At 36.9% G+C, this 23,929-nt stretch carries 20 protein-coding genes; 7 read left to right on the top strand and 13 right to left on the bottom strand.

The window, feature by feature from the left end:
* Positions 1–250: 250 nt before the first annotated feature.
* Together FB2170_RS13375 and FB2170_RS17075 are read right to left on the bottom strand one after the other, a co-directional pair.
* Complete coding sequence (locus tag FB2170_RS13375; protein ID WP_013307107.1) at positions 251–994, bottom strand: DUF6090 family protein; 744 nt, start codon at positions 992–994, stop codon at positions 251–253.
* Positions 995–1,735, bottom strand: coding sequence for a DUF6090 family protein (locus FB2170_RS17075; RefSeq protein ID WP_013307106.1), 741 nt, complete (start codon positions 1,733–1,735; stop codon positions 995–997). It abuts the gene before it with no gap.
* Between the two features lie 226 nt (positions 1,736–1,961).
* On the opposite strand from FB2170_RS17075, the gene FB2170_RS13365 reads away from it, so the two are divergent.
* Positions 1,962–2,828, top strand: a complete 867-nt coding sequence (locus FB2170_RS13365; RefSeq protein ID WP_158306095.1) for a DUF2911 domain-containing protein — start codon at positions 1,962–1,964, stop codon at positions 2,826–2,828.
* Between the two features lie 286 nt (positions 2,829–3,114).
* Here the strand turns inward: FB2170_RS13365 and FB2170_RS13360 are convergent, their stop codons facing one another.
* The 3 genes from FB2170_RS13360 to FB2170_RS13350 all read right to left on the bottom strand — a co-directional run bounded on the left by FB2170_RS13360 (position 3,115) and on the right by FB2170_RS13350 (position 5,341).
* Complete coding sequence (locus tag FB2170_RS13360; RefSeq protein WP_013307104.1) at positions 3,115–4,230, bottom strand: pyridoxal phosphate-dependent aminotransferase; 1,116 nt, start codon at positions 4,228–4,230, stop codon at positions 3,115–3,117.
* Between the two features lie 65 nt (positions 4,231–4,295).
* A complete protein-coding gene (locus tag FB2170_RS13355) occupies positions 4,296–4,859 on the bottom strand; it encodes a hypothetical protein (protein WP_148232112.1) in 564 nt (187 codons plus the stop codon).
* 38 nt (positions 4,860–4,897) lie between these two features.
* On the bottom strand, positions 4,898–5,341 hold the full coding sequence (locus FB2170_RS13350; protein ID WP_041632865.1) for a hypothetical protein: 444 nt from the start codon (positions 5,339–5,341) through the stop codon (positions 4,898–4,900).
* A gap of 242 nt (positions 5,342–5,583) precedes the next feature.
* Here FB2170_RS13350 and FB2170_RS13345 point away from each other — a divergent pair, with 242 nt between their 5' ends.
* From FB2170_RS13345 to FB2170_RS13325, 5 genes are read left to right on the top strand one after another with little or no spacing between them, the layout of a single operon-like run.
* Positions 5,584–6,684 carry a DUF2891 domain-containing protein gene (locus FB2170_RS13345; RefSeq protein WP_013307101.1) on the top strand — a complete coding sequence of 367 codons (1,101 nt, stop codon included), beginning with the start codon at positions 5,584–5,586 and terminating at the stop codon, positions 6,682–6,684.
* A gap of 1 nt (position 6,685) precedes the next feature.
* Positions 6,686–7,879, top strand: a complete 1,194-nt coding sequence (locus tag FB2170_RS13340; protein WP_013307100.1) for an Nramp family divalent metal transporter — start codon at positions 6,686–6,688, stop codon at positions 7,877–7,879.
* Complete coding sequence (gene pxpA / locus FB2170_RS13335) at positions 7,880–8,623, top strand: 5-oxoprolinase subunit PxpA (protein ID WP_013307099.1); 744 nt, start codon at positions 7,880–7,882, stop codon at positions 8,621–8,623. It abuts the gene before it with no gap.
* Entirely contained in the window at positions 8,620–9,357 is a 738-nt protein-coding gene (gene pxpB / locus FB2170_RS13330; RefSeq protein ID WP_013307098.1) for a 5-oxoprolinase subunit PxpB, read from the top strand. Before pxpA ends, pxpB begins: the two co-directional genes overlap by 4 nt.
* Positions 9,350–10,189: a biotin-dependent carboxyltransferase family protein gene (locus tag FB2170_RS13325; protein ID WP_013307097.1), complete on the top strand. Its 840-nt coding sequence runs from the start codon at positions 9,350–9,352 to the stop codon at positions 10,187–10,189. The genes pxpB and FB2170_RS13325 overlap by 8 nt, the downstream gene beginning before the upstream one ends.
* Here the strand turns inward: FB2170_RS13325 and FB2170_RS13320 are convergent.
* The 8 genes from FB2170_RS13320 to FB2170_RS13285 form a co-directional block, all read right to left on the bottom strand.
* Positions 10,186–10,914 carry a nitroreductase family protein gene (locus FB2170_RS13320; RefSeq protein WP_013307096.1) on the bottom strand — a complete coding sequence of 243 codons (729 nt, stop codon included), beginning with the start codon at positions 10,912–10,914 and terminating at the stop codon, positions 10,186–10,188. The genes FB2170_RS13325 and FB2170_RS13320 overlap by 4 nt on opposite strands.
* Positions 10,915–10,918: 4 nt before the next feature.
* On the bottom strand, positions 10,919–12,283 hold the full coding sequence (locus FB2170_RS13315; RefSeq protein ID WP_013307095.1) for an aldehyde dehydrogenase: 1,365 nt from the start codon (positions 12,281–12,283) through the stop codon (positions 10,919–10,921).
* A gap of 101 nt (positions 12,284–12,384) precedes the next feature.
* Positions 12,385–13,290 (bottom strand): PKD domain-containing protein, encoded by a 906-nt coding sequence (locus FB2170_RS13310; RefSeq protein WP_013307094.1) that lies wholly within the window; start codon positions 13,288–13,290, stop codon positions 12,385–12,387.
* Positions 13,291–13,317: 27 nt separating this feature from the next.
* Positions 13,318–14,790, bottom strand: coding sequence for a SusD/RagB family nutrient-binding outer membrane lipoprotein (locus FB2170_RS13305; RefSeq protein ID WP_013307093.1), 1,473 nt, complete (start codon positions 14,788–14,790; stop codon positions 13,318–13,320).
* A gap of 11 nt (positions 14,791–14,801) precedes the next feature.
* Positions 14,802–17,888 carry a SusC/RagA family TonB-linked outer membrane protein gene (locus tag FB2170_RS13300; RefSeq protein WP_013307092.1) on the bottom strand — a complete coding sequence of 1,029 codons (3,087 nt, stop codon included), beginning with the start codon at positions 17,886–17,888 and terminating at the stop codon, positions 14,802–14,804.
* Between the two features lie 38 nt (positions 17,889–17,926).
* Entirely contained in the window at positions 17,927–19,435 is a 1,509-nt protein-coding gene (locus FB2170_RS13295; protein ID WP_013307091.1) for a parallel beta-helix domain-containing protein, read from the bottom strand.
* 18 nt (positions 19,436–19,453) lie between these two features.
* Positions 19,454–20,641 carry a cytochrome-c peroxidase gene (locus FB2170_RS13290; protein ID WP_013307090.1) on the bottom strand — a complete coding sequence of 396 codons (1,188 nt, stop codon included), beginning with the start codon at positions 20,639–20,641 and terminating at the stop codon, positions 19,454–19,456.
* A gap of 169 nt (positions 20,642–20,810) precedes the next feature.
* On the bottom strand, positions 20,811–21,662 hold the full coding sequence (locus tag FB2170_RS13285; protein ID WP_013307089.1) for a LytTR family DNA-binding domain-containing protein: 852 nt from the start codon (positions 21,660–21,662) through the stop codon (positions 20,811–20,813).
* Between the two features lie 561 nt (positions 21,663–22,223).
* On the opposite strand from FB2170_RS13285, the gene ilvD reads away from it, so the two are divergent.
* A complete protein-coding gene (gene ilvD, locus FB2170_RS13280) occupies positions 22,224–23,900 on the top strand; it encodes a dihydroxy-acid dehydratase (RefSeq protein WP_013307087.1) in 1,677 nt (558 codons plus the stop codon).
* The last annotated feature ends 29 nt before the right edge of the window (positions 23,901–23,929 follow it).

Genomic DNA, 23,929 nt, shown 5'->3' with positions numbered 1-23,929 from the left:
GTAACTAAATATATGCTTTACCAAGATACTGAATTATTCAATTCATGTTTCATGATATAAATAAACAGTTTGATTTCATACTAAGAACTTGTAAAGTGTTATCGTCACTTTTAATGGTGTATTCAGAATTACACATTCGGGTGTATAGCGAAGTGATTCTATATTGTAGTTTGGATAGAGAAGGGTGGTCGGGGTGAAAGTTTTAATTCTCATGTTGCCACCAGCTGCAAAATAGCGGTATCGAAGATCATCATTTGGTCATTTCTTTTAGTTCTTGATCAATTTTTGATAATATATCATCTTGTTGGGCTTTAACACCTTTTTCGGTCCAATATAAAAGTAAAGCAGCTTCCTTTGCAATAAGAAGAAATGAGTTTTCGTTCTTTAAATTCTTGAAAATGGCATCGGTGTTTGCCTCAAACTTACTATTATGTTTTGGGTCAAATTCGAAGAATGGGTAATTTTCGGTTAAAATAGGTAATATGTTTTTGTTGTACAGGTCGTCCTGACTCCTATAAAGATCATCATATTTATTAATTGCTGTACCCCAATAACGAATGGCCTGGATAACGGAATCGTTTTCAATCAAATTGATTTTTCCTGACGAGATAACCGATTCAATAATATTTTTTACAGGCTCATATTTCCAGTCTGACCCCAAATCTGAAACCAGGGCTTTTAATGAATCTGCACTCAAATTTTTAGTTGTTTCAAACCCATCTATAAATCCTTCGACTGCGTTTAGCCTTGTTCGATGAAATTCGATACTTGTTTCAACTAAATCATTGTTAGCTTCAAATTCATGTTTTAATTGTAATAGAATTTTATGGGCTTCTTTTTGGTTTTGCTTTTCCTCATTCCATGTATTGATATTCAAAGCAATCAATATCCCAATGACGACCAAGACAATTTCGCCAATGGCATAAAGGAGATATTTACTGAACTTATTTTCAGTAAGTAATTTTTGACGAATTTTACGGAAGAATTTTATCATTTAGTGTTCCTTTTCAGATAATTCCAAATTTATAAAACGTAGAATATCCTCATGATCTTCTTGTAAGGCATTGCACCAAACCACAATAAACTCTTGTTGGTCACGGATTAATCTAATAATATTCTCATTTTTTAGATTTGTAAAAATACCTTCAGGGTCCCCTTTGAAATTACTCACACCTTTATTAGGTTCAAAATTTCTAATTGGGTATTTTTCATTTACCTCATCCCACATTTCATCTTTTCGTTTTTCTAGGCTAGAAAAAATATTATTATATTTTTTTATGGCATACATCCAGGTATTTAGATTATCAGTGAGCGAATCATTATTGATAAGTGCTATTTTTCCAGAGGCTAAGGCAGAAGTTGTAATGCTTTGACGTGGTTCAAATTTCCAATCGGCAAAAAGCTGTATTACTTGATTTGCAATGGTGTCAGATGGAATTTTGTGGTTAGGGTCAAAAAGGGCTTCAATCTTTACTGCCGCTTCATGTTGTTGTTGGTGATAATGAATGGAGGCGTCAAGTTCAGTTTTGTTTGTTTCAAATTCCGCTTGTAGCTTTTTGAGAATTTTTACTGATTCTGCATTGTCTTTCTTTTCCTCATTCCAATTATTGATCTGAAGCGCAATTAAAATTCCAACAACAACAAGAACAATTTCTCCAATGGCATACAATAGGTACTTGCTGAACTTATTTTCAACAAGTAACCTTTGTCTAATTTTTCGAAAGAATTTAATCATCTTAAGTTGTGGTTGGTAGTTATTGTGTTAATTTACTGAATAATTACTTAGGATAGCAGTATTCTTTGATAATCAAGAACTTACTTGTCTTCATTTGAAATATTGTATACTTACACATTCAGGTGTATCACCGAAGTGATTCAATATCGTAGTTTGAACAGAGAAGGTTGGTTAGGTTAAAAACAAAAATGGAGCTAGCTTGAACAAAATAAACTTGCACATGATTATGAATAAGCAAAAGATTTTTTTTAAGTATATCTTATCTTTTCTAATATTGACTTTTGGTACTCAAATTTTAGCTGCACAACAATTGATGATTCCCAGGGCAAGCCCAAAAGCATCGCTTAGTCAGAGTATAGGTGTTTGTTCCATTTCTGTTGATTATGGTAGACCAAGTGTTCGCGGAAGAAAGATTTTTAATGGCATGGTGCCCTATGGCAAAGTTTGGCGCGCCGGCGCCAATGAAGCTACTGCGGTTTCTTTTAATCACAACATTGTTATTGGGAACTCTGAAATAAAAGCGGGAAAATATGGCCTGTTTATGATACCAAATAAAGAAACGTGGACAGTTATTTTGAATAAGGATTGGCAACAATGGGGCGCCTATAATTATAATTCAAAAGATGATATCTTCAGAATTGAGATTGAACCGATAATAAGCCCTCATACCGAATTATGTACTTACTCTTTTGTCAATATAACTAAAGAAGAAGGTGTTTTGAGAATGGAATGGGAAAAGGTTCGAGTAGACATTGCAATTAAGACCGCTACAAATGACCATACACTTCAAGAAATTGATATGGTATTAAACAAAGTAAAAGAAAATTGGTATAGTTTTTCAGCGGCGGCTCAATATCATTTTTATGAATTGAAAGATACGGACAAAGCTCTAGAATATATTGATGTTGCTATCGCTTTAAATGCTCCAAACCCTTCGCCATGGATGTTGAAGTCACAGATTATGGCTTCATTGGAAAGATATCCTGAGGCTATTGAATTGGCTGAAAAAGCCATTAGAGTTTGCAAAGACCACAATTTTTTATTTGAGGTTCATGAAAATGAGGAAAATATCCAGTTGTGGAAAAACAAATAATTATTTAGATATAAACAATAGAACATAAATCGCCCATAAGAAGCATACGGCGCAAAAGACATATAATAAGTAGGAATTTGTTGTTTTCTTGCTCATTAGTTTGGGGTTTGATATATAAAGAACAGAAATATTAATCACAAACTGTTTAAAGTACGAGCAAGGGAACAAATATTCGGTAGAATGAAAAATTTCGGTTAAAAAAGCGTGTTTAACCTATAAATCGAGATACTCTTGGGGCCTTTAGAACCCTAAAAGTGTGCCCTTTATCGATGGCATGTCATGCGAATTACCCAATAATTTTCTTCAAAGCTGTTGTAAAACGCTTTACATCTTCCATTTTACCGGTACTGATTCTTGCCCAATCGTAGAATGGTGGAAATGGCCTGCCGATCAATACACCCTCCTTTTGGAATGTAGTGAGCATGTCATTGATATGCCTACCAGTCTTAAAAAAAATAAAGTTTGTATGGGATTTAATATATTCTAGACCTAGCTCATCCAAGGTCTCGTAGATATGGGTTTTGCCTTCAACATTGTTCAATAGACTGAATTTGTAAAATTCATCATCTTTTATAGCTGTTTTAGCAGCTTCAATGGCCAAAGTATTGGTATTTGCCATTACACTCGCTTTTAGTTTCGTGGCAATATCTGGTCTGGCTATGAGATAACCAACGCGTAAACCGGCCAGACCATATACTTTTGAAAAAGTCTTTGATACAATAACGTTACGCCCTGCTTTTACCAACTCAATCATTGATGGGTAATCGGGTTCCATAATAAAATCATAGTATGCCTCATCACTAAAAATCACTGCTTTCTTATCATGGGATTTACAAAAATCAATGAGTTTATTTCTATCCAATAAGGTCCCTGTAGGATTATTCGGATTGCAAATAAAAATTAGTTTGGTTTTTGAATTTATTTTGGAAGCCATGGCATCTAAGTCGTGTTCCATTTTGGCATTTACTGGCACCCTATGAACTTTAGAGCCAAATGTCTCGGCATATCTTAGCATTGACTGAAAAGTTGGGTCTGCCGCAATAAGTTCGCCTTCGCCAAACCCTCCGAAGGTCAAACCTGCTGCTTTCAAACCTTCTGTGGATCCACCAGTGATTACGACATGATTTTTGTCTACTCCTTCTTTTGCGGCAATCATTTTGACCAAAGAAGCCAAAGTTCTAAATGGGTATCGACATCCAACATCAAAATTGTCAGCAATTGTTTTGCGAACTAGGGGTGAAGGCCCGTAAGGGTTTTCATTGGCATTAAGTCTTGCCACATCACCTTCGTATAAGAATTGTTTTGAATTTTCGAAGGCCATTACATCAAAACCTCCTAAAAGGGCAAAACTGCCGGAAAGACCAACAGTTTTAAGCCAATTTCTTCTATCTAAATTTCTCATTGATTATTCTTTGAGAAATAAGATACGAATTATAATAACTTGTAAGGTAATCTAAGTAAATCTTCCTACAACTGATACTCTTCACTACTCTGGTCTTCACCAATCATTTTATCAGTGGTGAATGTATCTTTCAAAATATAGGCAACAATGATTAGTATTCCTGAAACGAGTAAATGAATGGCAAATTCCCAATTAAGAATCTTCAAAAGACTACCTGCAATAATTGCGAGGGTACCAGCCACCATAGCTAAATTCCATACTAGTTGAATAGTACTGTTTTTTGATCTTCGTTCATCATCTAGAAAATATGCCGTGCCTTCCATTATAAACCAAAGGACAAATGAAACTGCTATGATTACCTGAAAGATAATGGTATATGGGAAATCCATAATATTAAAAACACCGTTCGTTGTCCAGAAAAACACTAGAACCATTTTAACATAATCTAAAAATTTTCTTGATGGCTTTTTAACAAACCTAACAAAATAAAGAGTTCCTATAGAAGCAAACGCTAACAACATAATTTGGGAGGCAAGAGGCCAAGCCATAATCTTCATCAACATGCCCACTAGCAAAACTACTAATGATACCCTCAATGGCATCGTCAGAATTTTTTTATATGCGCTCATAACTGTCTGTTTTTAATCGTTTTAGGAAGATATAACGGCTAGAGTACCTTAATATTGGCTTTCAAGCCCTCCATTATTCCAAGTATATTGTTTACGGTCTCTTTTAAATAATGCTTTATCAGTACATGGGGTATTCTAATTGTGGTAAATCCGTTTTTAAAAGAGTGCATTGTTCTTTCGAGATCATTTATTGCTTGTTCATGGGTAAGCATATGATATTCCGAATCGATTTCAATGTTTAATTTCACTCTAGAGATGGCAATATCAACAGATTTTTTTCCGTCCCACCATTCCAGCATCGAGTGTACTCCGGCCTCTTTTAAGCCATAATACAATTGTATGGCCTCAATAGGTGTATTGTTCTGCTCGATTAATTTTACCATTCGGGTATGGTGTGGTTCACATAGTTCAAGTCCAAGATTGTCCATCGAAGTTTTGTGTCCTAAATAGTCGAGTTTTCTGTTACATTCTAAACATGTCATTTAACTAGGTTGATTTTGATTTGGGACTATTATAACCCTGTAGTTTTGGGAATAGTATGTAACATCGATGTATGACACCCAACTTTTAGACGAACTGCATTTTTTTAGATGAAATGCATTTGAAAGTGTTAAAAGTGTTGTGAAAAGAAGGGTTGGAAAAAATTCTTTTTCAAGTTAATATGAGCTATGAACTTTTGAAGATTTATATTTATAAGGTTTAAGGTAAAAAACTAAATAACGTTATGTTTAAGAATTTACTCCAATTTCTTTTCTTGTGTTTATTGGCTCTAGGATGTAAAGAAGAACAGAATCCGAAAGGAACGAATACGGAATTACAAGAAGCCCCTCAATTAACTTTGGACGAAGCAAATAGATTGGCGAGTTTACCTTTTGGTTGTATTCAAGTAGAATATCCAAATAAACTAGGACAAAGTCTACATGATTCTACACATATTAAACCTCCAAAGGAGTTACATCCTGCATTTTATGGTTGTTACGATTGGCATTCTTCTGTACATGGACATTGGTCTTTGGTTTCTCTGTTAAAACAATTTTCAAGCCTTGATAACAATGTTTTGATAAGAAATATGTTGATGGACAATATTTCAAAAGAACATATAGAAACAGAAATTGCTTATTTCAAAATGACGGGGAATAAATCTTATGAAAGAACATACGGATGGGCCTGGCTATTGAAATTGGCAGAGGAACTTCACACTTGGGATGACCCAATGGCCAAAGAATTGGAAACTAACCTCGAACCGTTGACCCATTTGATTATCGAGGGATATATGGAATTTCTACCAAAATTAAATTATCCCATACGAGTAGGTGAACATAGCAATACTGCTTTTGGATTGTCATTGGCATGGGATTATGCAAGAACAACTGGCCATATAGAACTTCAAAAGGTAATAGAAACTAGTGTAGAGCGCTTTTATATGAATGATGAGGGATGTCCTTTAAGTTGGGAACCGAGTGGTTTTGATTTTTTATCGCCATGTCTTGAAGAGGCTAACTTGGTACGAAAGGTGGTTGCCCCAGTTGTTTTTAAAACATGGTTCAATAAGTTTTTACCTCAATTGGCAGATGCCAATTTTGTTTTGGATCCAGGAGAAGTGTCAGATCGGACAGATGGTAAGTTAGTACATATAGATGGTCTCAATTTTAGCAGGGCGTGGTGTTTATACGGCATTGCGAAGGCATTACCTGAATATAAACATCTTGCGAACATAGCCAATGAGCATGTTGTCTATTCTCTTCCCAGTATTGTTGACGGAAACTACGAAGGAACTCATTGGTTAGGTTCTTTTGCTATTAATGCGTTAAATAACACCAAATAGTATGTTCAAAAAAATTGGCCCTGGTGTATTGGTTGCTGCTGCATTCATTGGTCCAGGAACTGTAACTGCTTGTACTTTGGCAGGTGTGGGTTTTGGTTATGCATTGTTATGGGCAATGCTATTATCCATATTGGCTACGGTTGTTCTTCAGGAGATGTCGGCTCGTTTAGGTGTTGTCACGCAAAAAGGGCTGGCAGATGCCATAAAACAAGAATTGAAAACACCTTTGCTTCGTTATTTTATGATAGGTATTGTGCTGGCGGCCATTGTCATTGGAAATGCCGCTTATGAGGCCGGTAATATTGGTGGAGCTACTTTGGGTATGCAGGCTCTTTTTGGCACTTCGTATTCAGGTTTTTATCCATTGATTATAGGGTTTTTGGCATTTCTATTACTCTACCTTGGAAACTATAAGACTTTGGAGAAAGTATTTGTAACCTTGGTAATCTTGATGAGTATCTCATTTTTAATGACAGCGATTATAACCAAACCTAACATAAGTGAAGTTTTAAAAGGAATGTTGATACCTAATATTCCCGAACAAAGCTTACTCACGATTATAGCTTTGGTCGGTACTACGGTAGTACCTTATAATCTTTTTCTTCATGCAAGTCTTGTGAGTGAAAAGTGGAAATCGAAAGATGATTTGCCAGTTGCCAGAAAAGATACGATGATATCAATCGTCGTAGGTGGCATGGTATCAATGTCTATTATGGTTGCTGCAGCGGCGATTCCTGGGAATGAGGTAACGAATGTCATGGATTTGGCAAAAGGATTAGAACCACTTTATGGCGATAGCGCCAAGTATTTTATGGGTATTGGCTTATTGGCAGCGGGAATCACTTCGGCAATAACGGCACCTTTAGCCGCCGCGTATGTGGTCAACAGTTGTTTCGGATGGAAAGCTGGTCTAAAGGATATTAAATTTAGAATTGTTTGGATTTCGATTTTAGGGTTGGGTATTTTTTTCCTGTCGTTCGGAATCAAACCAATTGAAATAATCAAATTTGCTCAGGTTGCCAATGGCATATTACTTCCGGTTATCGCCATTTTTCTCTTGTGGGTTGTGAATAAATCTTCTGTAATGGGTAGCTTCAAAAACACAAAAACACAGAATATTTTAGGGTTCGTTATTATTGTACTTGCGGTTGTTTTGGGAGCAAAAAGTATCTTTAAGGTAATTGGTATTTTTTAAATGAAAAAGTTTCATGTTGATATAAATTGTGATGTGGGTGAAGGAGTAGGTAATGAAGAAAGTTTATTGCCTTTAATTTCATCCTGTAATATTGCCTGTGGAGGACATACTGGTAATTATGAATCTATGACCCATGTTGTGAAACTGGCCAAAGAATATAATGTTTTGGTTGGTGCTCACCCTTCTTATCCTGACAAAGAGAATTTTGGAAGGGTTACTATGAAGGTTGAGCATAATGATTTAATCGACAGTATAAAACGACAAATTTATGACCTAGAAAAAATTCTGAGGACAAACCAAATGGAATTACACCATATAAAACCACATGGTGCTTTATACAATGATCTTGCTAAGAGCGAAGCTTTATCAGAAGTGTTTCTTAGGGCCATTGATTCTTACAAAAATTCGGTATTTCTTTACTTACCGCCAAATTCAATTATTAAAAGAATGGCTCAGAGTCGTGGATTTAGAATCAAAAATGAGGCATTTGCAGATAGAAGTTACCACCAAGATTTAAGTTTAGTGTCAAGAAAGCTTCCGAATGCAGTACTCAATAATCCGAAAGAAGTTTTAACACATTTGGTGAAAATGGTAAAGAAAGACAAGGTTTTAACCATTGACGACAAGGAAATATCCATTAAAGCTGACACCTATTGTTTACATGGGGATACACCCAATGCATTACAAATTTTAATGTACCTTGTCCAAGAATTGCCCAAACAACAAATTCAGATTCTAAAGTGACAAATTATCCCATCTCTATTCGCCCTTTTGGTGCACACGCAGTTTTAGTTGAATGGCCAAAAGAAGTTCACGAAGCCATACTGAATGATATTCTACTTTTTACTTCCTATTTAAAGTCACAATGTCTTGACCAAAAAGAATGGGAAATGGTTTCTGCCTATAATTCGCTCACTTTGATTCAGAGAAAAAGTAGAGTGAATTTTGAACCTTTCAAAAGCCAATTACAGAAATGGTATTCGAAACGTGAAGGTATTGCACAAAATGAAAAGTATTTATGGAGATTACCTGTTTGTTACGATTTGGATTTTGCCATAGATTTAGAAGAAGTTGCCCAATCTTTAGGAAAAACAACGGCAGAAGTAGTAAAAATGCATACAACACATGAGTATACAGTGTTCGGCATAGGGTTTTTACCTGGTTTTATGTATTTAGGCGGGTTGCCAAAGACTTTGGAAGTTCCTAGAAGACCAGAACCTAGGTCAAAAGTTGAAAAAGGTGCTGTTGGTTTGGCGGGTAAGCAAACGGGAATATATCCTCAGGAATCCCCTGGGGGATGGAATATAATCGGTAATTGTTCAGTCCCAATATTCGATGCCAATAGAGATGAGCCTTGTTTTGTAAATGTTGGAGATAAAATTCAGTTTTATTCCATTTCTAGGGCAGAATACAAACTACATAAGATTGAAGGTGAAGTAGGAATATATCAATTTGAAAAAATTAAGATAAATGCTTAAGGTGTTAAAATCAGGTTTTTATACCACACTTCAAGACATGGGTCGTTTTGGGTATCGCCATAAGGGCGTACCAGTTTCGGGAGTAATGGATGTCAGCGTGGTAAAAAATGCCAATAGACTATTGGAGAATGATACTAATGCATCGGTTTTGGAAATAACTATGACCGGGCCTACACTTCAGTTTGAGGAAAACACTTTTATAGCTTTAGGTGGTGCTGAATTGTCTGCTACACTAAACAATGAACCTATAAGCAACTACAAGGTTTATAAAATTAATGCAGGAGATATTCTTTCATATGGTAGATTAACGCAAGGTTTCAGAGGTTATTTAGCAATAAAGGAAGGATTTAAATCAAAGAGAGTTTTAGCAAGTCAGTCACAGTATTTTCCAATTACTTCTTCAGGTAATTTAATCGATAAAGAAGAATTGGAATACGAGGAAGTAGGATTTTTTGAACCAAAAATATCAGAGCTCAAAACAGAATCTCTATTAGGTGAAACCATACTCGAAGTGTCTAAGGGGCCAGAATATGGGTTATTGGTGGATGAACATATGGAAAAGTTATTTTTCAAAGAATTCTCAGTGGCTAAAGAATACAGTAGAATGGGATACCAGTTCGAAGAAAAAATCAATGGGCATAAAATGTCTATGTTGACATCGGCCACATTGCCAGGAACGGTTCAATTAACGCCTTCAGGAAAATTAATAATATTAATGAAGGATGGGCAAACCACTGGGGGTTACCCAAGAATATTGCAACTTTCTGATAAGGCTATCTCTATCTTGGCCCAAAAGAAATTTGGTGATAGGGTTTCTTTTAAACTTGTTTAGACTTTCTTGTAAACTTCTTCAAACGGAATTCTGAATCTTGGCCCGTAGACTCCTTTTTCATCACGAACACCACATCCAATAACCATATTTATCTCTGCTCCCCATGGTAAGTCCAAAATCTTTTTGACCCTCCCAGTATCACTACCTTCCATGGGGCATGTGTCATAATCCATGGCGGCCATTGAAATCATAAAATTCTGCGCTGCCAACCCAGCACTTTTATGTGCCACTATACGTACATCAGAATTTCTAACTTGTTTGTAAATTGGCCTAAACAAGCCAATTACTTGAAAAAAGAGATACTTAAGTAAACCAAATATTCCAAAAAAGTCACTGTAAAGGGTAGGAATAAGCTTTCCATAATAATTCAAAACGAATTTTTCCCTGGTAGTGTATTCTCCTTTTGATTTGTTTCCAAACCCCTTTTTTAGATACTCAAGATTGGCTTTACTTCTTTTGCGCCACAAATCCTTCCTGGCGACCACAACGACTAGCTGTTTAGCGGTTTTTGCTGCAGGTTGATCAAAACAGGCTTTTGCCAAGGCTTTGAGTTTGGCCTTATCGGTAACATGATAAAATTCCCATAACTGTAAATTGCTACTAGTAGGGGCTAAGGATGCATTGACTAGGCACTGACGTACTTTTTCATCATCCAATTCAATATCTTCTTTATAAATGCGTACAGAGCGTCTGTAATGAATTGCTTCAGTAACTGTTTTTTCCATTTGGCTAAAATAAGTGTTTTACCTTCTTAACCAGCTTCATTGGCAAATTATAAGGTGGATAGCGCAACGGGGCATCCAACCAATTTGCTTTTTTAATAATGGCCTTTTGGTGTGAAAAAATATCAAAAGATGTTCTGCCGTGATATGCTCCCATTCCACTGGCACCAACGCCGCCAAAAGGAAGTTTTTTATTGGTGATTTGAATTACAGTGTCGTTTATGGCGCCACCTCCAAAGCTATAATTATTGATAATTCTTTTTTGAAATTTTTTATTGTTAGAAAAAACATAAGTTGCCAAAGGCTTTCCGTAGTTCATAATATACTTATGAATATCATCTTCGGTTTCGTACGCAATAATCGGTAAAATGGGACCGAATATTTCCCCATGCATTAGGGTACTGTCCAGCTTTGGTTCATTGACCAAAGTAGGAGATAAATAGTTGTCCTCATCGTTGGTATTGCCTCCAAAAATGATTTCTTCGCCTTCTAACATCTTCTTAAGCCCGTTGTAATGTTTTTGATTTACGGTACGGGAAAAATCGGGTGAATCCTCTATGTTTTCACCATAGCCTTTAGTAATGTTTTGCTTCAAGGCATCAATCAACTTTTCTTTTACACTTTTATGAACCAAAATGTAATCAGAAGCAATACAAGTTTGCCCTGCATTTATGAATTTACCCCAGACGATCCGCTTTGCGGCCAACGAAATAGAAGCAGATTCATCTACAATGCAAGGGTTTTTACCTCCAAGTTCCAAAGTTACCGGGGTTAAATGCTTGGCGGCACTTTCGTAAACGATTCTGCCCACATTAGTACTTCCTGTGAAGAAAATATAATCCCATTTTTGAGCTAATAGATTTTGCGAAACCTCAATTCCTCCTTCAACAACAGCTGCGTGTTCTTTGGGAAAGACAGCTTCAATAATTTCAGCGGTTATTTTGGAAGTGTTTGGTGTTGCTTCAGAGGGTTTTATTACGACAGTGTTCCCAGCTGCTATGGCACCAATAAGAGGGGCAAGGGCTAATTGAAAAGGATAGTTCCAGGGAGCTATTATTAAAACAGCTCCATATGGTTCGCTATAAATCCAATCAGAAGATGGCCAATTCATTAAAGTGGCCGATTTTCTTTGTGGTCGTGCCCATAATTCAAGATTCTTGAGTACCAATTTTAATTCGGCCAACACAAATTGTGTTTCAGTGGCCAAAGTTTCAAACTTAGGTTTTTTAAAATCAGCGTAGACAGCATCGCAAATAGCATCCTCTCTAGAGATGATTTCTTTCTGTAACTTTTTTAAGGCTTTTTTCCTGAATGAAACATCCTTTGTTTGCTGGGTCATAAAAAACTCACGCTGTCTTTTCAATATATCCATGGTAATTCTAGGCTTTCGTAATTATGTCATAAAAATATCCCCAAACTAACACATTTGGGGATATAATTGTAATTAATCAAAACAAATCAATTTTATTGCTCTTAAAGTGATTCAAAGGTCAAATGAAAGAACAAGGTTGGTACATCATAAAAGGCTTCCTCTGTATGTATACCCATAGCAACATTCATGGTTGTTTCTGTAAGTTCTTTAATGATTACAATGTTACTTGTTTCTTTATACCCAAGGTATTCTCCTAGAATTAGCTGTTGCTTTCCTGTAAAAGTTACAGTTACTGGGCCCACTCCTGGATACAGGGTATCTACAGTGAAATCTTCTTCATTAAGTTCCCAAGTCGCATCCGTTGCCGGCGTATAAATTGCTTGCGCCAATGGTACATTAGCAAGATCAGCTGAAACTCCAGTTATATTTGCTCCATGAAAAGCACTCGCATGAATAATTCCCATTAAACTTTGGCCATCAATATTATCCACTTTATAGGAACCGTCATGAACAAAAGTAAAAGTATCTTCATAGGCAGAACCTAATCCAACGGCGGCCAGTAGATTATCAAAAGAAGCAATTAAAAGCCCTAAATCATTTTCAATGATTCCAGCACCTTCTTTACCTGCAGTGTATGCACTCTTTAATTTCCATGATTTTCCTTCAGGTCTACCTAAACCACCTGTTAATAGAATTTCAAAAGATGGTAGTATGGTAACTTGTTTGGTTTCGGTAAAAGTACCATTGTCACCACTAGCGGTCATTGTAACATCATAGGTTCCTGGACTGGAAAATGCATATATAGGGTCTTCTTCAGAACTTGTAGAACCATCCCCAAAGTCCCAAGAAATAGCTGTAGCATTTTCAATTGTACCATTAAAGGTAACCTGGGTGTCTTCAACCAAAAACTGAAAATCTGCCAAGGGTGTCAACGGCTCATCATCTTCACTGCAATTGACCAGAGCGATGGAGAGGATGAAAAGGCTTAATATCTTAATATATTTCATTTTGTATATTTTTTTGAATTATTGCTTTTAGTTTTTATCCCACCAAACAGGTGTATCAATTTTATTGGCACCTTGTCTTGAAATTGCTTCTTGCGCATTTGCACTATTTGAGCCCAATTCAAAAGATGAATACAGGAATCTTGTAGGCATTATGCCATTTGTAACTCCTTGATGCAATTCAGGATCGGTTCTAACCGGAATCATAGGATATCCAGTTCGTCTAATATGGCTCCAAGACTCAAAGTAGTTAGGGGTAAGGGCCAACCACATTTGTGTTCCTATTTGCTCTTCATCATTTACACCTGTCAAAGTTGCTGCTGGCGACCCTAAAAAGGTGTCGATATCAGTTTGGTCAACTTCCCATTGCTTTAATGAGGTTTCAATTCCCATTCTATACGAATTGTTCGCTGCAGCCGGATCACTGTCATATGCCAAAGCTGCTTCGGCTCTTAACAACCAAGTTTCAGCAGCAGTAATCATGTATAATTTACTTTCGGAGGATGATAGTGCAAGACCCATATCTGATTGATTTGCAAAATCTGAAGCTCCAAAGGCCAAATCTGTGAGTCCGTTTACCATGCCAGAATATTGGCCATTTGCATCTTGACTTACAAATACAGATAATCGAGGATCGGAAGTTCCTTCTAATTGATCGATCAACATTGTAGACATTTTTATTGAGGGGAAACCAGTTCTTCGGCCAAACCAAGCATTTCCTGTACCTTCTGTCTCAATCATAGATGCGTCATGGGAAGGGTCTTCCATCAAGGGGTCAGCAAGACATTGTGCAACAGTTGATTGGGATAGCGCATTATCAGCATAACGTAAACGCATTCCCAATCTCAATCTAACACTATTGGCAAACCTTACCCATTTATCAAGGTCATTGTCAAATATAGGGTCAGAACCAGGATAACCCATTGCAGGATCAGCTGATTTTAGAATGCCGATGCTATTCGTTAATCTTATGATCATGTCTTTATAGATACTCTCTTGAGTATCATACTTAGGCTGAAGGATATCTTCTGACTTTCCTTTTCCACCTTCGGTATAAGGTACATCACCAAACGCATCGGTAATCTTGGCATACCCCAGAACAGCTATAATATTGGCCATGGCATTGCGTACATTATTTTGAGTACCATCTGTTGTAGTTATCTGCAATACTTCTTCTATATGTCGAATAGTACCACTATAACCACTACTTAGAATGCTGTTGTAATCCCCATCATGACCATCACCGTATTGATCTGGTGCGCGCCATGTACTACCTGCTACATAATAATGCGCATGCATGCCGGCAAAGTGTGATGATCCGTTATCCGTTGTTCCTTGAAAAAGACTTCTAACGGCCTTCGTGAATAAGGCTGAGTCATCAATCGTAGTTACTGCATTTGGGTTATCATATAAATCCTCTAAATGCTTTTCGCATGAAATAAACAGTATTCCTACCATTGCGATAACTACTGTATTTCTAATTATGTTATTTATGTTTTTCATAGTCATCTCTATTAAAAGTTGATTTTTAAGTTAACACCGTAACTTCTAGTAGACGGTAGTGATGAATGTTCAAAGGCCGTACTTGTGGGCCCACTGCTATAACTTGCTTCAGGATCAATATCACCTGCTGCATTGTAAATAAAGAATAAGTTTCTTCCTACGGCAGATAAGCTGGCAGATTGAATAAATGTACCTTTTAACATGGTCTGTGGAAAGGCATAAGTCAATGCTACTTCTCGGAGTTTTACGTTGCTAGCATCCATTATTAAATCAGTAGCAACTTGATTTGAAAAGATATCAGTGAATTGCTTCAACATGGCATTACCTGCAATGTCATTGACAAAACCAGTATGTTCATTTATACCATCTTCGATGATTCCTGTTTCTCTACCTACAAGGCTTCGAGCGTCTGTTCCAAAGAACATACGGTATCCTCGTCCATAGGAATAGTATTCGCCACCTTGTTGAATACTCACCAATGTACTTAATGACAAATTCTTATATCTGAATTTACTCGTGATACCACCGTACCAATCTGGATTAATATTTCCTAGAGCAACACGGTCACCTCGCTTAGCATAACCATCATCTCCTATTATCTTTCGACCAAAGTTGTCTCTTAAGAAATCGTTACCATAAATAGTACCGAACTCTTGTCCTGGTCTGGCTTCTACTGAGGCTGTCCATAAAGAACCAAGTGAGATATTTTCTAATCCTTCATTCAATGAAATTACCTTGGAATTACTTTTGGTGAAATTAAGACCCAAATCCCAGGTAAAATCTTCAGAATCGAATGGGATTAAATTCAATTGGGCTTCATACCCTTTGTTTTGAATCTTACCCGCGTTTATGACTTTGGAAGAATACCCTGTGGTTCCTGATAAAGGAACAGCCATAATCTGATTCGTCGTGTTAGTCTCATAATAGGTGGCATCAAGGGTTATACGATTATTAAGGAAACCTAAATCAACACCAACTTCCCAAGATTCCGATGTTTCTGGTTTCAAGTCAAAGGAAGGAAGACTTCCTGATATTGAAGCTACAGTATAAGGTAGTGTAACAGTTTGATTCACATTATAGACAGCTTGTGTTCTATAAGGTCCAGTATCATTACCTACTTTGGCAAATGAACCTCTCAACTTGCCTTGACTCAGAATATTTGGACTGATGCCCAACATTTTTGAGAAAAGAATACTCATGTTTTCTGAATGGTACCAATAAGAATTATTGGCTTTCGGTAAAGCTGAAGAATTATCATTTCTAATGGTAGCGTCAAAATATAAATAACCACCATAGCTAAATTGGCCTAGTCCATAAAAAGAATAAATTCCTTTTTTAGAAGTACCCTCATTGCTAAATGAATTTTTGTAATTACTGATTCTATAAAAATCACCAACCTTCTCATCATTCCCCCAAATGTTTCTATAACTACTAAATTCATTTCTATAGGTTGAACCAACACTTGTTGTTATTTTAAAATCGGAAATGTTAGTGGAGTAGGTGGCAAGAATATCAGAATTCCATATTCTACTTTTACCACTATCATGATTGTAAGAACCTAAACCATTGCTAATGGCCTTGGCTCCACCTGCTCCCCAATTGGTGAAATCGTAGACTATATAGTCCATACCTGACTTGGCGGTAACATTAAACTTACTGCCAATATCCCAATTTGCTGATAGAAAACCTTGAAAACGATCTTTCTCATCAAGATTGCCAGCATTCTCTAATGCCCAATATGGGTTATTAAATGTGTTATCTAAATTCCATTTAATTTCTTCACCACTCGCATTTATAGTATTGTTGGCAACATTTTCCAAGCGAATATCACGGGGCATTAAGGAAAGTTGTAGTGCTGTGTTTCCGGCACCTTCTGCCAATTGTGGTCTATTACGAACCTTTGAGGTCAAATAGGTCATTTTACCATCAACACTAAATTTATCACTTAGTTTGGTTGTCCCTCTAATACTGAAAGTTTGTTTTGCCAAAGTATTGTTGCTAACGATTCCTTGACCATCTTCATCTGTAATCGCTACTCTAAAAGACCCTTTGTCCGATCGTCCTTCAAAAGCAACCGTATTTGACATTGTAAAACCTGTTTGATAGAAATCTTTATACGTGTTCTTACTAGGGTTAGGGGAGTAGGTATCTTGTTGACCCAACCAATTGGTGTAGGCCTGTCCTTCCATTTTTGGACCCCAACTCCATGAGAAAGGATAGTCAAGAACTGGTCTACCGTCAGCGTTGATCGGAGCAAAGTCTCCAAAGGCACCAGCACCATATTCGTTTTGAAAATCCGGTGTTAAAGCTACATCGGTAAAAGAGAATGAAGAATTCAGAGAAATTCCAATTCCGTCTTTTTTTGTACCGGTTTTGGTAGTAACCAATATTACCCCGTTCATACCCAACGAACCATATGCAGCCGCCGCACCAGCACCTTTAAGTACACTGATAGAAGCAACGTCGTCCGGGTTTATATCTGATAAGGCATCACCACGGTCAATACCGCCGCCGCCGCCAGCTCCACCTGATCCATTGCTGATAGGAATACCATCAACAACTACCAAAGGTCTGTTTGAACCACTAATTGTGGTTATACCTCTTAAAAGTACTCTACTGGATCCATCGACACCTGTGTTTGATTGTGTAATCTGTAAACCAGATACTTTACCTGAAAGTGAATTCATCACGTTGTTCTCACGAGCAACATTCACTTCTTCCGAAGAAACCTGTGATATGGAATAGCCCAATGATTCTTTGTCTCTTTGAATGTTCAGCGCAGTAACCACAACTTCATCAAGACCTTGGGCATCAACTTCAAGGGAAACATTGATTGTTGATTGACCAGCAACCTGAATCTCTTGTGTTTTGTAACCAAGATAGGAAAACACCAATATGGCATTACTTTCAATCCTGTTAAAAGAAAAGTTTCCATCAAAATCTGTCGAAGCACCCGTACTGGTTCCTTTAACCAATACACTAACTCCCAGAAGTGGTATGTCGGTGCCTTCTTCGAGTACAGTACCCGAAACGGTTTGTTGAGCGTAAGCCGAAATTGAAAAGCCAATCGCGACTAAAATTAGAAACAGTTTTTTCATATAGTTTGAGTTAAGTTGTTGTTAATTGTTAATAGTGTTTATTCCTTAAGTGCTAAGATGTATTCTGCAACTGCCATTTTTGCCTCATCTGACAAATAATCCTGAGGTGGCATTTCGGGATATTCCTCCCTTAAGTTTTTTGGATTGTTAATGTAATCCACAATACCCTGCGGATTGTTATGATGAATCGCCTGAAGTATTTCTGTTGGTGGTCCGATCAATCTTGTGCCGAAAGCATGACAACCTGCACAAACACCGTAATAGGTTAATTCTCCTAATTCTTCTTTGCCCACAGATCTGGGGGGAACTGGGCCTGGAGTCATATAAGTTAAAATATCTTTTGTGTCTGTAATCTGAGCAATACCATAGTCACCCAATCCGAATGTACGATATCTGTTCTTATCTCTGATTGTACTTCCGGTTCCTCCACCATAAGCGAATATGTCCGGACCTTTAGAATCCATTTGGGTGAGCATGATTGCTTTTATTTCACCTGTAGGTTCATTTCCATTATCGAACATGATGTTGTCAAGAATAACAACCCGATCAGGATTTCCTTCCGAATTTGGATCGTTAGCTCTTGGGGCACCTGTTGCTAAATCTACGATTGTAATACCCGTATTGTTATTTCCGGTGATGATATTGTTTTCAACTATGACATCGTCCGCAGCCATAATAAGGATTCCTGTTCCAGCAGGTATTCCCGCAACGGTTGAGCCAGGTGCACCGAAATTCTCATGATTATTGTTGACCACAAAGTTGTTTCGCAAAATAACATCGAAGGTTGTTTTAATTGGAAGGCCTGGAGTAACAAATGCCAATAAACCACCTGTATTATTGTGGGCGTAATTGTTTTCTACTAGACAATGTCTTGAGTTTTCAATTTCAATCCCAGCTACATTATCAAAAACTTCATTGTGCAAAACATCAACATTATCGCACATACCCACATAAATGGCAGCATCCTCAATTTCACTTAATACATTGTGCTCTATAAGACCGTTTTTACCGTATTGAGGAAATATTCCATAGACACCAGTATCAATGACCCAGTTATTTCGGATAACAAAATTGTTACCAGCTTGGCCCATTACACCATTGCCTTTATAATTGATGATTTTAAAGTTTTCGATCAATATTCCATTTCCAGAATATAAAAAGGCATCATTTATTTCTTTCTTCCCGTCGAGGGTGGGCCACTCACCATTTATTACAACTCCTTGAAGACTAATATCGTCTTTGTCCACGTATACGTTCTCCGAATAAGTGCCAGGATAAACGCGAATCAAATCGCCTGGATTTGCTTCTTTCACAGCATCTTGAATTGAACCTCCATTCTTGACCTCAATGATTTTTCCAGTGAATTCCTTACTGGATGCAACTTGAGTGCTATCTGTTGTTATACCAACGTTTCTATATTTCATTGTTGAAGGTATAGGTACGGTCTCCACACTTTTTTGTCCAAAAAATGTCTTTCCTAAGAATACCCCAGCAGCCAATAGAACGATGGCTCCAAGAATTTTTAATAAAGGTGATTTTTTCTTCATTTTCTAAATTGATTATGGTTAAATAGATGCTTTTAATCCAGATGGTAATTCTGTAGGCACCTTGGGCGTAAATGATTCGTCTGTTAAGGTTCCTAGAAAATCTACCAATCTATCTAATTCGTAGTCAGTTAAATTAGGTTCCCATATATGCCAATGAATTAGCAGATTCTCACCTTCTGGTACGGCATGACCTCTTCCGTCTGTATAAAATTGTACTGTTTCTCGAAGTGTTTTAAATCTGCCGGAGTGCATATATGGTGCTGTCTTGGCAATATTTCTTAAGCTGGGAACCTTAAACGCTCCTCTCAAGGATTTGTCGTTAAAAGGAAACTCCGCACCTGGGTCCAAAGGTAAGCCGTCAGGTTCGGGGGTACCAATAACGGCAAATTGCTGGTTAGTGAATAATGGCGGTGTGTGGCATTCCGCACACCTAGCAACGAAAGACCTAAAAACGTTTAATCCTTCAATTTCATTTTGATTTAATGCCCCATGATAGCCATGAGCATATTGATCGTATTTACTGTTCAATGACACCAATGACGATTGAAAAGCTGTTATGGCTCTTAGAATTTCAGTAAGCTCAATAGGGTCATTTCCATTTCTATTGTCAAAAGCTTCTGCGAATAGTTTTCGATAGTTTTCGATTCCGTTAATGGTCCTAATAAGATTTTCAGGGGTATTTCCCATTTCTTCTTCAGAAAAAAGGGGTCCTTGCATTTGTTCTTCCAAGGTCACTGCCCGGCCATCCCAAAATAGTTTCTTAAGGTAACCGACATTCCAAAGGGATGGGGCTCCTCTTTTTAGTATATGATCGTTTATACCTTCACTAACGGCTAATCCGTCACTTAAGCCTTTATTAGGGTCATGGCAAGTGGCACATGAAACTGTTTGGTCAGCGGAAAGAACGGGGTCAAAAAACAAATATCTGCCTAGGTCTATTTCTTGGGGAGAAAAACCATCACGGATTTCCGGTAAAGCAGATTTTAAACCACCAACGCCTGCATCGTTTGTTACAGCATATTGATTATACAAGTTCTTCGAGATACACTGGTTGTTCTCATTCAGTTTGAACCCTGGTGGGCATTTGGAATTTAAAAGAGGTATGGCTGAATAAGATGAAGACACGTTACCTGAATAAAGAATCAATATCATCACAAATAATGCAACTCCATATAAGCTAGATTTTATGATGTTTTTTTTAATCATAGAGATATCTCCAATTCATTTATTCTTATCAAAAAAGAACTGTTTCTGTATCAATTACGGTAACCGTTAATATGAAAACTTAAAGTCGGGGTATTTACAAATAAAAAGAGTTGACTCCCTCATGCGCAACATTCAGAGGGTTTTGTGATGAATTAATGCTATGTTGTGACTAATGGGATACTTTTTGTTTCAAAGCCTCTTCGAAAGAAGCCTTAAAACCAGAGGAGACAGGTATTATGACATCAGGGATATGTTGCACGATTATTTCGTAACTTTTTTTGGTTTTTTTTAAAGAGGAAATATGCCTGACATTTACAAGGTAAGACCGATGTACTTTAACTACATTGGTATTGGCAATTTTTTTTTCCAACTCCTTTAATCTTTCGCGAACCAGTTCTTTTGTGGGGCTTCCTCCTTTTAAGTAATAAAGCTCTAAGTAATTACCGGCAGATTTCACATAAAGCAACTCATGGTATTTAATCGCAAGAATTACTTTGTCATTTTCGCCTGTAATGGTCAGTAACTTATCTCCAGGATTGGGGAAAACACCTGAAATGTTCTTTTCTTTTTCTTTAATGGCGGATAATTTCTCTTTGAATGCTAAGTATAAAACTATCAGGACGTAAGGTACGGTTGCTACTAAACTAACAATCCATATAGTATGTAAATAATCATACAGATTGTCATTTAGAGTTTGAAACGGAATGGCATACATAAGATGTAGAATTGTGGCCATTAAAAGCATCTCAAACAAACCCCAAAGAATAAGACTGTATACCTTGAATGTTTTTAATCCAAATATAGGTCTAAGAACATATTGCGAAACGGAAATTACGGTAATCCCAAGTAAAACATATTTCCAATAGAAATTATTTTCCCATTGATTAATGTTAAAAGGACTATAGACACTAAGAAAAAAAGCGGAATATAAACCAATAAAGACAACAAGTATTGCTTTATTGACCGGGCCATTCAGCAAGGTGAAATCTTGTCTTAAAAATTGATTTATTTCCTTTAACATTAGTTTGCTCTATTCAATTTGTCGACGACCACACCCATGAATTAATGTGGCTTGAATACAAGTAAACAAGTTAAAAAAATATCCTTCAAAAACGGAATAAAAATCAAGTTTGTCACATAAAAAACTAGAGTCGTTGATATTCAAAATATTAGGGGTTACTATGTGAATTGTATTTGAATGGATTTTTTAAGTTCAAAAAAAAGTTCTATCATTGTTCTAATGAAATTAAGAAACAATTTAGTCAACATTATTCTTATTGTCCCAGCATTGGGGTGATATAGATTTCTATTGACTTGAGAAGCCTGTATCAGAAATATTTGATACAGGCTTTTTTGTTGGGTTTGATTTTGAAAAAAAAGTGCTATGAACCAGAGATTCAAGAGTATTGAATATGGTATAAAATGATGTTTTAAAGTGCTGTAAAACAATTAATTAGATAAATATGGACGTACTTGAATTTAGAGTGCCGCTAAATGTTAAAAAAATAGGACATATTAAACATATATATTTGATTGACAAATTATGTCTAATAGAAAGTATTGAATTATAAGAACCCTTTTAATGGAATTGAATAAATACAGTAAAAACGTTACCCAAGACCCCACACAACCAGCTGCTCAAGCAATGTTGTATGCCATAGGTTTTAAAGATGAAGATTTTAAAAAACCATTAGTTGGTATCGCAAGTACGGGATATGAGGGCAACCCTTGTAACATGCATTTGAATGATTTGGCCAAATTGGTCAAGGACGGCGTGAATTCAAAGGAAACGGTTGGTTTGATTTTCAATACAATTGGGGTGAGTGATGGAATATCCATGGGAACTCCTGGAATGCGTTTTTCATTACCATCAAGGGATATTATTGCCGATTCAATGGAAACGGTTGTCCAAGGAATGTCGTATGACGCCTTGGTAACGGTGGTAGGCTGTGATAAAAATATGCCGGGAGCATTAATGGCCATGTTAAGATTGAATAGGCCATCAATATTGGTATACGGCGGTACAATTGCCTCTGGATGTCATAATGATAGAAAATTGGATATTGTTTCTGCTTTTGAAGCTTGGGGAGAAAAAGTGGCTGGTACCATGGAGGAGTCTGAGTATAAAAGTATAATAAGGAAAGCGATTCCTGGGGCAGGTGCTTGTGGTGGTATGTACACGGCAAATACCATGGCTTCAGCCATTGAAGCTTTGGGAATGTCATTGCCTTATAATTCTTCCAACCCTGCAGACAATTATCTCAAAGAGAATGAATGTATTGAAGCAGGTAAGCAAATGCGCGTACTTATTGAGAAAGATATTAAACCACTGGACATTGTAACTCGTAAGTCATTGGAAAATGCGATTCGTTTAGTTACTATCATGGGTGGCTCAACAAATGCAGTATTACATTTCTTGGCAATTGCTAGAGCCGCAGATATAGAATTTACACTACAAGATTTTCAACATATTAGTGATACAACACCTTTTATTGCAGATTTAAAGCCAAGTGGCAAATATTTAATGGAAGATGTGCACCGTGTAGGTGGTATACCGGCTGTATTGAAATATTTATTGAAAAACGGACTTTTACATGGGGATTGTTTAACGGTTACTGGCAAGACATTGGCTGAAAATCTTGAAAATGTCCCAGATTTAGAAGAGGGGCAAGATGTAATTATGCCTTTGGACAAACCAATAAAAGCAACCGGACATTTACGCATGCTTTATGGGAATCTGGCAGAAAATGGTTCAGTTGCAAAAATTACGGGAAAAGAAGGTTTGGTGTTTAAAGGAACTGCCAAAGTGTTTAATAGCGAGTATGACGCCAATGATGGTATTCGAACTGGATTGGTGAAAAAGGGTGATGTTGTTGTAATTCGATATGAAGGGCCTAAAGGAGGTCCTGGAATGCCAGAAATGTTGAAACCAACAGCAGCAATTATGGGAGCTGGTTTAGGAAAAGAAGTAGCCTTGATTACAGATGGTCGTTTTTCAGGAGGAACACACGGTTTTGTAGTAGGACATATTTCACCCGAAGCTCAAGAAGGTGGTACAATTGGTTTGGTTAAAAATGGTGACATAATTACCATTGATGCTGAAACTAATTCAATCAATGTTGCTGTTTCTGATGAAGAATTGGCAAAACGAAAGACCGAATGGGTACAACCAGAATTAAAATTCAAAAAGGGCGTGCTTTATAAATATGCGCGTTCGGTTTCATCTGCTGCGGAAGGTTGCGTAACGGATGAGTTTTAAAATATAATTGTTATTGTCCTTTTAAATTA

The sequence above is a fragment of the Maribacter sp. HTCC2170 genome, assembly GCF_000153165.2.
Classification (GTDB): domain Bacteria; phylum Bacteroidota; class Bacteroidia; order Flavobacteriales; family Flavobacteriaceae; genus Maribacter_A.
The sequence above is the reverse complement of the archived record's forward strand: the minus strand, read 5'-3'. Positions and strand labels throughout refer to the sequence as shown.